At 70.2% G+C, this 12,138-nt stretch carries 10 protein-coding genes; all 10 read left to right on the top strand.

The genetic code is table 11. The features are described from left to right. Positions 1–30 precede the first annotated feature (30 nt). The 10 genes from fsa (at position 31) to WC326_02650 (ending at position 12,113) form a co-directional block, all read left to right on the top strand. Complete coding sequence (fsa, locus tag WC326_02695; protein MFA7329960.1) at positions 31–678, top strand: fructose-6-phosphate aldolase; 648 nt, start codon at positions 31–33, stop codon at positions 676–678. 418 nt (positions 679–1,096) lie between these two features. Then, positions 1,097–2,287: a trypsin-like peptidase domain-containing protein gene (locus tag WC326_02690; GenBank protein ID MFA7329959.1), complete on the top strand. Its 1,191-nt coding sequence runs from the start codon at positions 1,097–1,099 to the stop codon at positions 2,285–2,287. Between the two features lie 22 nt (positions 2,288–2,309). Continuing rightward, a complete protein-coding gene (locus tag WC326_02685) occupies positions 2,310–3,005 on the top strand; it encodes a phosphoribosylaminoimidazolesuccinocarboxamide synthase (protein MFA7329958.1) in 696 nt (231 codons plus the stop codon). Continuing rightward, a complete protein-coding gene (locus WC326_02680; protein ID MFA7329957.1) occupies positions 3,005–3,658 on the top strand; it encodes a phosphatidylserine decarboxylase in 654 nt (217 codons plus the stop codon). The genes WC326_02685 and WC326_02680 overlap by 1 nt, the downstream gene beginning before the upstream one ends. Beyond that, positions 3,655–4,440: a CDP-diacylglycerol--serine O-phosphatidyltransferase gene (gene pssA / locus WC326_02675; GenBank protein ID MFA7329956.1), complete on the top strand. Its 786-nt coding sequence runs from the start codon at positions 3,655–3,657 to the stop codon at positions 4,438–4,440. Before WC326_02680 ends, pssA begins: the two co-directional genes overlap by 4 nt. Before the next feature lie 834 nt (positions 4,441–5,274). Beyond that, positions 5,275–5,553, top strand: coding sequence for a phosphoribosylformylglycinamidine synthase subunit PurS (gene purS, locus WC326_02670; protein ID MFA7329955.1), 279 nt, complete (start codon positions 5,275–5,277; stop codon positions 5,551–5,553). Further along, positions 5,550–6,254 (top strand): phosphoribosylformylglycinamidine synthase subunit PurQ, encoded by a 705-nt coding sequence (purQ, locus tag WC326_02665; GenBank protein ID MFA7329954.1) that lies wholly within the window; start codon positions 5,550–5,552, stop codon positions 6,252–6,254. The genes purS and purQ overlap by 4 nt, the downstream gene beginning before the upstream one ends. After that, the gene (gene tatC, locus WC326_02660; GenBank protein ID MFA7329953.1) at positions 6,251–7,129 is read left to right on the top strand and encodes a twin-arginine translocase subunit TatC; all 879 of its coding nucleotides are present in this window, start codon (positions 6,251–6,253) and stop codon (positions 7,127–7,129) included. The genes purQ and tatC overlap by 4 nt, the downstream gene beginning before the upstream one ends. A 33-nt stretch (positions 7,130–7,162) precedes the next feature. Continuing rightward, positions 7,163–10,711, top strand: a complete 3,549-nt coding sequence (gene smc / locus WC326_02655) for a chromosome segregation protein SMC (GenBank protein MFA7329952.1) — start codon at positions 7,163–7,165, stop codon at positions 10,709–10,711. Beyond that, positions 10,698–12,113 (top strand): GWxTD domain-containing protein, encoded by a 1,416-nt coding sequence (locus WC326_02650; protein ID MFA7329951.1) that lies wholly within the window; start codon positions 10,698–10,700, stop codon positions 12,111–12,113. The genes smc and WC326_02650 overlap by 14 nt, the downstream gene beginning before the upstream one ends. Positions 12,114–12,138 lie beyond the last annotated feature (25 nt).

Below are 12,138 nucleotides of genomic sequence, written 5' to 3'. Positions count from 1 at the left end.
CGGGACGCCCAACGAGGAAGGACGAAGGGCATGAAGTTTTTCATCGACACCGCCAACCTGGCGGAGATCCGCGAGGCGGCGGCCATCGGCATCCTGGACGGCGTGACCACCAATCCCACGCTGATCGCCCGGGAGAAGCGGCCCTTCCAGGAGCTGATCCTCGAGATCTGCCAGATCGTGGACGGCCCGGTGAACGCCGAGGTGATCAGCCTGGACGCCGAGGGCATGATCCGCGAGGGCCGCGAGCTGGCCAAGCTGCACGCCAACGTCTGCGTGAAGATCCCCATGACCGTGGAGGGCCTGAAGGCCGTCAAGGTCTTCAGCGGCGAAGGGATCATGACCAACGTGACGCTGATCTTCCAGCCCCTGCAGGCCCTGATGGCCGCCCGGGCGGGGGCCAGTTTCGTCAGCCCCTTCGTGGGCCGGCTGGACGACATCGGCGAGGTGGGGATGGACCTGGTGGCGGACATCCGCCGCATCTACGACGCCTACGCGCTGGAGACGGAGATCATCGTGGCCAGCGTGCGGCATCCCATCCACGTGCTGGAGGCGGCGCGCATCGGCGCGGACATCTCGACGATCCCCTTCAAGGTGATCCAGCAGCTGTCGCACCACCCCCTGACGGAGAAGGGCATCGCGCAGTTCCTGGATGACTGGAAGAAGGTCCCCCAGGCCTGATCTCTCTCTCGCGCTTGGTCTCTCAACACAGAGACACAGAGGCACAGAGACGAGAATTGGATTGAATGTTGGGCGTGGGCAGAGAGTCGCGCGACCGGGAATCTTGGTGAGCGCGAAGACACGGAGACTCAAAGACGAGTTGTGTCACGTGAGGTGAAGGCCGTAGGCCTGAACCAGAACCAGGTGGTGACGCTTTCAAGCGGAACCAGCTACATGGCGGCAGGAAGCCCAAACGCCGGCCAGCGGAAGGCCACCGCGAGGTGGCCTGACTCTGGCCGATGAGAAAAAGCGCCTCTTTGGCACCACCTTTCTGGCGCAGGCAGAAAGGTGGTAATCAAGGGCACTCGGCAAATGACAGGAATGCGGTGAACCCCCATCCCAGCCTTCCCCCTTGCAGGGGGAAGGGGAGGAGCGCCCAGTGAGACGTGCCGTGCAGCGAATGGTGGAAGGCGTCTGGCTGGCCCTTGGCATGGTGCTGGGCCTGCTGTTGCTGCGCACCCTGACGCCCATGCGCGCCCAGACTCCCGGCGCTGGCGCCGGCGCGGACTTAAGCCCCGCCGCCCTGCAGGGCCAGGTGGCCGAGAGCCGGCACAACGCCATCACGCGCGCCGTGGCCCTGGCCGAGCCCGCCGTGGTGGGCATCAACGTGGTGCAGGTGGAGCGCTACATCGAGCGCAGCCCCTTCGCCCGCGACCCCTACTGGGGCCAGTTCTTCCCCGACCGGGTGATCGAGCACCCGGTGCAGAACCTGGGCTCGGGCTTCATCATCAGCGCCGACGGCCTGACGGTGACCAACGAGCACGTGGTGCACCGCGCAGAGAAGATCGTCGTGACGCTGCCCGACGGGCGCGAGGTCAACGCCAAGCTGGTGGGCGCGGACTACAACTCCGACATCGCCCTGCTGGACCTGGACGGCGACGGCTTTCCCGTGCTGGAGATGGGAGACTCGGACAAGATCCTCATCGGCGAGTGGGCCATCGCGGTGGGCAATCCCTACGGGTTGTTCTCCAGCTCCAGCCCCAGCGTCACGGTGGGCGTGATCAGCGCCGTGGACCGCGATTTCGGCGCCCAGGACGACGCGCGCGTCTACATCGGCATGCTGCAGACCGACGCGGCCATCAACCCCGGCAACTCGGGCGGGCCGCTGGTGAACGCCGAGGGCCAGGCCATCGGCATGAACACGATGATCTACAGCCAGAACGGCGGCAGCGTGGGCCTGGGCTTCGCCATCCCCGCCAACCGCGTGCAGGAGATCGTCCGGGACCTCAAGGGCCAGGGCTACGTGGATCGCAACATCTGGACCGGGGTCTGGATCCGCGACCTGAACCGCAAGACGGCCCAGGTGCTGGGCTATCGCGGCAAGGGCGGCGTGCTGGTGGTGGAGTTGAGTTCGGGCAGCCCGGCGGAACAGGCCGGGCTCAAGGTCCACGACATCGTGCTCAAGCTCAACGGGCGGGCCGTGAACACCTCGCGGGACATCAAGACCATCATCGCGGACACGGACGTCAAGGTCGGGGACCGCCTCGTGATGGAGGTCTTCCGCGAAGGCCGCGTGCTGACCATCGGCATGCGCGCCGGCACCATGCCCGAGACCCGTCGCGAACGCTGAGCAAGGGAAGACTGGAGGAACGGTGGCCAAGAATGGCGTGACCCATCGGACCAAGCGGGTGTACGAGGACGGCCCCAGCACCCTGGAGCTGGAGTTCCTGGATCTGGCCGAGCTGCCCGACGGACGGCTCAAGGCGCCGTTCAAGGGCAAGGGCGAGGTGTGCGCGCGGTTCTCGGAGGCGGTCTTCCGCTATCTGGAGAGCTACAACATCGGCCACCACTTCCTGGCCATGAGCGGCGAAGCCCGCATGAAGGTGCGCCGGCTGGACATGCTGCCGCTCTCCGTGCGCGTCCGCAACTTGGCCGCCGGGGAGCTGGCCGAGATCTTCCCGGTCCAGGAGGGCCAGCTGCTGGACGTGCCGGTGGTGGAGCTGTTCTACAAGCGGCCCGGCGCCGGGCTGGTGCCGGTCAACAGCTCCCATTGCCTGGCCTTCCACCTGGCCACGGAGGACGAGCTGCGAGCCGTGGACCGGATGGCCTCCAAGATCAACGCCGTCCTGCGCAGCTTCTTCGACCGGCGGGACATCCAGCTGGTGGACGTGGAGCTGGAGTTCGGCCGCCACCAGGGCCAGCTGCTGCTGGGCGACGAGATCAGCCCGGACACCTGCCGGCTCTGGGACCGCCGCACGCGCCGCAAGTACGATTCCGACTGCCTGCGTTCCGGGCTGGCCGCCGCCGAGTCGGCCTACCGCGACGTGCTTGAAAAGGTGCTGGGCTGATGAGACTGCATCCCGCCGGCCGGTCCGTCGTGAGCCGCTTCCTGGGGGCGGGCATCCTGCTGCTGCTGGGCCCCGGCCTGTTGGACGCGGCCCTCTGGCTGCGCCCCGTGGGCGCGCTGACCGTGGCGGCGGGGGCCTTCCTGGCCTGGTTCTACCGCGACCCCGAGCGCGCCTCCGCCGCCGGGCCGGGGGCCATCCTCGCGGGCGCCGACGGCAAGGTGATCCAGATCCGCGAGCTGGCGCACTGTCCGGAGATCGGCGGCCCGGCCCGCCAGGTGAGCGTTTTCATGAGCCCGCTCAACGTCCACGTCAACCGGGCCTCCGTGGCCGGCCGCGTGGCCTCGGTGGTCTACCGGCCGGGCGAGTACCTGATGGCCTTCCACGAGAAGTCCTCGGAGTTGAACGAGGCCAACCTGCTGGTGCTGGAGGACGAGCGCGGCCGGCGCGTGGCCCAGCGGCAGATCGCCGGCTTCCTGGCGCGGCGCGTGGTCTGCGAGGTGGCGGAGGGCCGCGACCTGCAGCGCGGCGAGCGCTACGGCATCATCAAGCTGGGCTCGCGCATGGACCACTTCCTGCCACTTGAGAGCACGCTGTGCGTCCAGCTGGGCGAACGCGTGCGCGCGGGGGAGAGCATCCTGGGAGAATGGACATGAACCGACTGGGACGACTGCCCAATCTGATCACCTTCCTCAACGTGATCTTCGGCTTCGCCGCCGTGGCCAGCCTGATCCGCTACGGGGCCGAGCCCGCCGGCGTGGGCCGCGCGGCCTGGTTCATCTTGATCGCCGCGCTGCTGGACGCCATGGACGGCAAGCTGGCGCGCGCCATCGGCCGCCAGAGCGAATTCGGCAAGGAGCTGGACAGCCTCTCCGACGCCGTTTCGTTCGGCCTGGCCCCCAGCGTGCTGCTCTACACGATGGAGTTCTCCAATTGGTCCGAGCGCGGCGACCTCTTCGGCCTGGCGGGCTTCTTGCTGGCCGCCCTGCCGCTGACCTTCGGCTGCTACCGGCTGGCCCGCTTCAACGTGGAGACCTCGGTGGAGGGCAAGAAGAACTCGCACTTCGCCGGCCTGCCCATCCCCGCCGCGGCGGGTCTGATCGTCTCCTACGTGCTGTTCTGCCTGGACCTCTTCGGCGAGGTCTGGCGGCCGGGCATCCTGCCGCTGGCGCTGGTGGCCTCCTTCCTGATGATCAGCCGTGTGCGCTTCGAGGGCATGCCCTACTTCAGCCTGCGCCAGGGCAACCGCAACCTGACGCGCCTGACCCTGTTCGTGCTGACGGTGGGCAGCATCCTGTTCCTGCAGGCCATGGCGCTCTTCCCCGCCGCGCTGGGCTACATCGGCTACTCCATCGTGCAGCACCTGCGCCGCGAGCCGGCCGTGGTGCTGGAGGACGAGGAGGAAGGCGAGGAGTGGACGGATCACACGCGCTTCTAGCCGCGCCAGGTTCTTTCACCACAGAGGCACAGAGACACAGAGACGAGAATTGGATTGTGTGTTGCGCTAGGGTAGTGCGTAGCGCGACCGGGAGTCTGGGTGAACACGAAGACACAGAGACTCAAAGACGATTTGTGTTACGTGAGGTGAAGGCCTGAAGGCCTGAACCAGAACCAGGTGGTGACGCTTTCAAGCGGAACCAACAACACGGTGGCAGGAAGGCGTAACTGCCGCCAGCGGAAGCCCGCCGGGAGGCGGGCTGACTCTGGCGGGTGAGAAAAAGCGCCTCTTTGGCGCCACCTTTCTGGCGCCAGCAGAAAGGTGGAAAACACGGCACCCGGCCCCTGCCGGTGGATGGGTAAGCGGCCCGACCGTCAGACCCTCCCCCCATCCCGGCCTTCCCCCACTTCGCGGGGGAAGGGGTCGCACAGGCGGACGTGTCTGGGTGCGTGAGGTGAAGCCCGCTGGGGCTGAACCAGAACCAGGTGGTGACGGCGTCAGCCGGAACCAACTACACGGCGGCAGGAAGCGCAATCGCCGGCCAGCGGAAGGCCACCGGGAGGTGGCCTGACTCTGGCCGTTGAGAAAAAGCGCCTCTTTGGCTCCACCTTTCTGGCGCAAGCAGAAAGGTGGAAAACAAAGGCTCCCGGCAGTCTCCGGGAGGGCGATCAATTGGCGTGGGCGCGCCCCCATCCCATCGCGCCCCGGCGTTGCCGGGTCGCGCCTTCCCCCGCGGGGCGCGAGGGAAGGGAATTGGCTTCGCCTCGCACATGGACACAGGATGACAGATAACCAGGGCCGCGCGCCCAGCGCAGAGCACCCGCAGGAGGATTGATGATCCAGGCCCAGATCCGCATCATGCCCAAGGCGGGCATCCTGGACCCCCAGGGGCAGACCGTTCTGCGCGCCCTGGCCAGCCTCGGCTTCGAGGCCGCCCACGCCTGCCGGGTGGGCCGCTTCGTCACCCTGGATTTCCAGGGCGTGGGCCAGGCGGAGGTGGAACTCGAAGTGGCGCAGATCTGCAAGCGCCTGCTGGTGAATCCCAACACCGAGTCCTGGAGCGCCAGCTACCTGACGCTGCCGGATCCCGCCCCCGCCGGGGCCGAGGCATGAGAACGGGCATCGTCGTCTTTCCCGGTTCCAACTGCGACGCCGACACGCGCTGGGTGCTCGAGGAGAAACTGGGCCTCAAGCCCGTCATGCTCTGGCACAAGGAGCCCATCCAGGGCGAGTTGGACCTGATCATCCTGCCCGGCGGCTTCTCCTACGGCGACTACCTGCGCACCGGGGCCATCGCCGCCGTCAGCCCCGTGATGCGCGACGTGCGCGCCCACGCGCAGCGCGGCGGCCTGGTGCTGGGCATCTGCAACGGCTTCCAGATCCTCTGCGAGGCCGGCCTGCTGCCCGGCGCGCTGATGATCAACGCCGGGCTGCGCTTTCTCTGCAAGGACGTGCACCTGAAAGTGGAGCGGTTGGATACGCCCTTCACGGCGGCGCTGGACCGGCCCGCCGTGCTGCGCCTGCCCATCGCCCACCACGGCGGACGCTACGTCTGCGACCCCGCGGAGCTGGAGGCGCTGGAGGACGAGCGCCGCATCCTGTTCCGCTATTGCGACGAGGAGGGCCGGGCGTCGGCGGAGGCCAATCCCAACGGCAGCCTGCACGGCATCGCCGGCGTGCTCTCGGAGAACGGCCGCGTGCTGGGCATGATGCCCCATCCCGAGCGGGCCGCCGAACTGGCCCAGGGCAGCGACGACGGACTGGCCGTCTTCCACTCCCTGGTGGGGGCCGTGGAGACCCTGCACTCCCTATGAGCCGCCCGGCTGCGCGGCCCAATCCGGGCTCCCGTGACCTGACCTTCTGGGAGCACCTGGACGAACTGCGCGGCGTGCTGGTCCGCAGCGCCGTGGTGGTGCTGACGCTGATGGCCCTTTGCTTTGTGTTCGCCTCCACGCTGCAGGAGCTGCTGATCCGGCCCTTCGCCCAGGCGGCCGCCCGGGTGGGTCCGGGCGCCGGCCAGCTGGCCCTGCTCAGCCCCACCGAGGGCTTCCTGGTGCGCATGAAGCTGGCCCTGTTCACGGGCCTGCTGCTGGGCAGCCCCTACCTCTTCCTGCAGGTCTGGGGCTTCGTCTCACCTGGCCTGCACGCCCGGGAGAAGCGGCTGGTGCTGCCGGTGGTCAGTGTGGCCTCCGTGCTCTTCCTGGCGGGCGCGGCCTTCGGCTACTTCGTCATGGGCGTCGCCACGGAATTCCTGCTGCGCTTCTCCACGCCCGACATCGGCAACCAGTGGTCGCTCTCCAGCTACCTGACCTTCCTGACCCAGATCATGCTGGGCCTGGGCCTGGTCTTCCAGCTCCCGCTGGTGCTGCTCTTCCTGATGCGCCTGGGTCTGGTGACGCCCGCGCAGTTGGCGGGCTGGCGGCGCCACGCGGTCGTGGCGATCCTGGTGGCCGTGGCCCTTCTGCCCATGCAGGACCCGCTCTCGCTGGTGCTGATGTCCGCGCCGCTCTACCTGCTCTACGAGGCCTCCATCGTGGCCGGCCGGCTGCTGGCCAGACCCCGGCGGACACCGGCGGCGGCGCCGGACGCGACCCCGGCGGGTCCGGCTGCGGCCGGGCCGCGCGTGGTGGGACGGCCTGCCCGCGAGGACCGTGAAGGACCCCGAAGCCGCGGGGACTATCCCGATTGACCGCCGGCCGCGAGCCGGCCTTGAGGATGCCAGATGTATTTGTCCCGACTGGAGCTGTACGGCTTCAAATCCTTCGCCCAGCGCACCGTGGTGGAGTTCTCCTCCGGCGTGACCAGCGTGGTGGGCCCCAACGGCTGCGGCAAGACCAACATCCTCGACGCCGTGCGCTGGGTGCTGGGCGAGCAGCGCAGCGCCACGCTGCGCTCCGAGCGGATGGAGAGCGTGATTTTCAACGGGTCCGCCCAGCGCCGTCCCCTGGGCATGGCCGAGGTCAGCCTGACCATCGAGAACAGCCGCGGCATCCTGCCGATGGAGTACGGCGAGATCGTGCTCACCCGGCGCCTCTATCGCTCCGGCGAATCCGAGTACCTGATGAACCGCCAGCCCTGCCGGCTGAAGGACATCAACGACCTCTTCATGGACACGGGCATGGGGGCGGGCTCCTACTCGGTGATCGAACTCAAGATGGTGGAGGACCTGCTCTCGGATAAACCCGAGGAGCGGCGCCAGCTCTTCGAGGAGGCCGCCGGGATCACCAAGTACAAGCACCGGCGCCGCGCCGCCCTGCGCAAGCTGGATGAGACGCGCCAGCACATCCTGCGGCTGGAGGACGTGGTGGCCGAGGCCGAGCGCCAGGTGGCGGCCCTCAAGCGCCAGGTGGGGCGGACGGAGCGCCACCGCGAACTGACCCTGGAGCTGCGCGAGACCGAGCTCGGCCTGGCCCGCGAGGATCTGGCGCGCTGGAACAACCGGCTGGCGCCCCTGCGCCGCCTGGTGGAACAGGGCGGGCTGCAGGCCGCGCGCCTGGAGGCCGAGCTGGCCCGCCAGGGCAGCCTGCTCAGCAGCCTGGGCAACGACCTCCTGCGCGCCGAGGAGGCCGCCGCCGAGGGCGATCTGAGCCTGCGGGCGCGCTGGGAGGATTGCCGCAAGCTCGAAGACGAGGCCCTGGTGACCCGCGAACGGCTCAAGGCGCTGGAGCGCGAGCAGGCGCGGCTGGAGCGCGAGCAGGCCGAGCTGGCTCCGCGGTTGGCGGAGAACCGCGCGCGCTGCGGCGGGCTGGAGGCCACGGAGCACGAGGCCGCCGCCGCCCAACTGGAGTTGGACACCGGACTGGAGCAGGCCGCCTCGCGCGCCCTACAGGCCGAGCAGCGCCTGGACGCCCTGCGCGCCCAGCTGGAGCAGGCCCGGGCCCGGGTGCTGGATCTGCTGGGCCGGCAGGCGCGGCTGGGCGGCGAGCAGGCGGGCGTGACCGCCGCCCTGGACGGCCACCGCCGGCGGCGCGCCGATCTGGAGGAGGAGCTGCAGCTGCTGCAGGCCGACCGCGGCGAGCGTGGGCTGGAGCGCGAGGCGCTGGATCTGCTGCTGGGCCAGGGGCGCGAGCGCGTGCGCCTGGCCGGCGAGACGCGCGGCGCGGCGCGGGAGTCCGTCGAGGCGGCGCGGGAGGCGCTGCAGGAGGCCCGCCGCGCCCAGCAGGAGCTGCAATCCGAGCTGCGCGCCCTGGAGGGTCGGCGCCAATTGCTGGAGCAATTGCTCAGCCGCTTCGAGGGCGTGCCCGGCGGGGCGCGCGTCGTGCTGGAGAAGCGCCTGCCCGGCGTGCTGGACGTGCTGGGCAACTTGGTGCACGCGGACGCCGGCCTGCTGCCCGCGCTGGAGAGCGCCCTGGGCGAGGCCGCGGGCTGGGTGCTGGCGGAGGACTCTGCCGCCGTGGACGCGGCGGCCGGGCTGCTGCGCGAGGCGGGCAAGGGTGGCTGCACCTTCGCCGTGCTGGACCGCGTGCCCCGACAGGACGGCGCGGCCGCGGCTCCCGCCGGCTGCCGGCCGCTGGCGGCGATCCTGCGCTGCGACGAGCGGGTGCGCCCGCTGCTGGAACACCTGCTGCGCGACTGCTGGCTGGTGGAGGACGCCGCTCGCCAGCCCTGGGAGGATCCGGCCCGCGCGGGCCAGCTCTTCATCACGCCCGACGGCGAGAGCCGCCGGCCGCCGCTCTTGCGCCGGCACGGCCGGGGCGCCGGGGGCGGGCACCTGGGTCTGCGCTTTCAGGCGGAGGGCCTGAAGGGCGAGGGCGAGAACCTGGCCCGGCAGGCCGGGGAGCGCGACCGGCTGACGGCCGAGCGCCAGACCGGGCTGCGCGCCGCCGAGGAGGAACTGGCCGCGGCCGAGCTGGCCCACCAGGCCGCGGGCGAGGCCCTGCGCGAGCAGGAGCGCCGCCGCGAGCGCCTGACCCTGGAGGAGGAGCGCGCCGGACGCGACGAGGAGGGCTTCCGCCGCAGCCTGGCCGAGCTGGCCCAGCGCGTGGGCGAGGTGGAGCACCGGGAGCGCGCCCTGCGGCAGCAGCACGACGAGTTGCAGGCGGAACGGGACGAGGCCGAGGACGCCAACTCCCGGCTGGCCGCCCAGTCCGAGGAGCAGGCCCGGGCCACCCGCGGCCTGCTGGAGGCGCGCGGCACGGCGCAGATGGCGGCCTCCGAGGGCCGGCTCAAGCTGGACGCCCTGCGCCGGGAGTTGGAGCAGGTGCGGCGCTTCCTGCTGGAGGGCGGCGAGCGCCTGGAGCACGCCAGCGCCGAACTCGCCGAGGGCGAGGCCCGCCGCGTGGGTCTGGCCGCGCGCCGCGAGGAGTTGGAGCGCCTGCAGATCGCCGCGGCCCTGGCCCGGGAGGAGGAGGAGCGGCGGCAGGACGAGCGCAAGGCCCTGTTGGCCGAGCTGCGCGGCCGCCAGCGCGAGTTGCGCGGCGCGGAGGACGAGTTGCGCGGCGAGCGCGACGGGCTGCGCGAGCGCGCCCACCAGGCCGAGCTGGAGAGCCGGGGCTTGGAGGCGCGACTGGCCGCGCTGCTGGAGCGCATCCAGTCCGAGTACGAGGTGCAACTGGAACTGCCGGAGCCGGTGGAGGAGGAGGACGAGGATTCCGACCAGGCCGCCCTGCGCGAGGAGTCGCGCGAGGAGCGCAGGCGGCGGACCGCCGAACTCAAGGACGCCCTGCGCCGGCTGGGTCCGGTCAACCTGCTGGCCATCGAGGAATACGAGACGGAGAGCAGCCGGGCGGGCTTCCTGCGCGCCCAGCTCAACGACCTGCTCGAGGCCGAGGCCATGCTCCAGGAAACCATCGGACGCATCAACCGGGTGGCCCGCGAACTCTTCGAGGAAACCTTCCGCCAGATCCGCTCCAACTTCGAGTACCTCTTCCGCAAGCTGTTCAGCGACGGCCGCGCCGACCTGCAGCTGGGGGGCGAGGACCCGCTCGAGGCGGACATCCAGATCAGCGCCACGCCCAGCGGCAAGCGGATCCAGAACCTGATGCTCATGAGCGGCGGCGAGAAGACCCTGACGGCCATCGCCCTGCTCTTCGGCATCTACATGGTCAAGCCCAGTCCCTTCTGCATCCTGGACGAGGTGGACGCGCCGCTGGACGATTCCAACATCGCGCGCTTCAACACGCTGATCCAGGAGTTCAGCGGCATGACCCAGTTCATCATCATCACGCACAACAAAAAGACCATGGGCTACGCCGACCAGCTCTACGGCGTCACCATGGCCGAGGAAGGCGTGAGCAGCATCGTGAGCGTGCAATTCCATGAACAGGCCTGAGTCCGTTCCCATCCCGCGGCGGCTGTCGCCGATCTGGCTGCTGCTGCTGCTTGCGCTCGGCGCCCTGCGGGCCGCGGCCCAGCCCGTTTTCTCGCTGGATCCCGTCTGGTGCCTGGGGCCTGCCGGCACGGAGCGCGTGCTGGAGATCAACCTGATGGTCCAGCGCAGCAGCCTGGCCTGGGTGGAGGCGGACGGCGGGCTGGGGGCCGGCTGGGAGGCGCAGCTGGTGCTGGAGCGCGCCGGCGCCCCCGTGGCGGACACGGTCTGGACCCGGCGCGACTGGCGGCTGGCGGACCGCGAGCCGGGCAGCGCGGAGAAGGTGCCCGACCAGATCCGTCTCGCCTTGCCCACGGGCAGTGGCCGCCTGCGCGTCCAGTTGCGCGACCTGCACAGCGGCCTGGCCGTGGAGAAGAGCCTGCGCCTCGCCGCGCCCGCCGCCGACGGCCGCCTCTCGGAGATCCTGCTGGGGGTCAGCCTGCCCGACACGGCCGCCAGCGGACCCTTCCGCCGGGGCGGCTGGCGCTTTCTGCCCTACGCCGACGGCCTCTACGGCGCGGGCCTGGACACCCTGCGCGGACTGCTTGAGATCCGCAGTGCGCGCCCCGCCGACTCCCTGCAGCTCAGTCTGGCCCTGCTGGGCGAGCGCCGCAACCGGCTGGAGAGCCGCCTGCCCCGCGCCCTGAGTTCCTTCCCCCACTTGCCGGGCGATCCGCAGCGCGTGGTGTTCTCGCTGCCCGTGACCCATCTGCCCAGCGGCAGCTACCAGGTGGAGGCCACGCTGACGAGGGATGGCGCCCTGCCTGCGGTGACCCGCCGGGCCTTCTGGGTGCACAACCCGGACGTGGCCGCGCCGGCTCCCACCCTGGACGACGCCGAGTTCGCCACCGCCGCGCCGGAGGAGCTGGCCCGGCAGTGGGAGGCCGCCCAGGTGCTGGCCAGCCACTACGAGCTGGAGGCCTGGGACCGGCTGGACCTGGAGGCGCGCCGGACTTTCCTGCGCGAGTTCTGGCTGCGCCGGGATCCCGACCCCGCCACGCTGGTGAACGAGGAACAGGTCTCGCTGCTCTCGCGGCTGGAGGAGGCCCGCCTGCGCTACGTCGAGCCCGGCCCCGACGGCGGTCTCAGCGACCGGGCGCGGATCTTCATGCGCTACGGTCCGCCGGACGCCGTGGAGACGGACTTCGCCCAACTCAACTCGCGTTTCAATTTCGACCTCTCCGACGCCCAGAACGCCACGGGCGCCGACCACCGGGACTTCGAGCTCTGGCTCTACAACCGCCTGGACGGCGGGGTGGAGTTCATCTTCATCGATCAGCGCGGGTTCGGTACGTTTGAACTGGTCCATTCCACGAAGAGCGGCGAGTACTACGATCCCAGCTGGTCGCGCAAGCTCTTCCCCTGACCGCTGCTTGTCTCAACGGGTCTTC

Source organism: Candidatus Delongbacteria bacterium (assembly GCA_041675285.1).
Lineage (GTDB): Bacteria > CAIWAD01 > CAIWAD01 > CAIWAD01 > CAIWAD01 > CAIWAD01.
The sequence above is the reverse complement of the archived record's forward strand: the minus strand, read 5'-3'. Positions and strand labels throughout refer to the sequence as shown.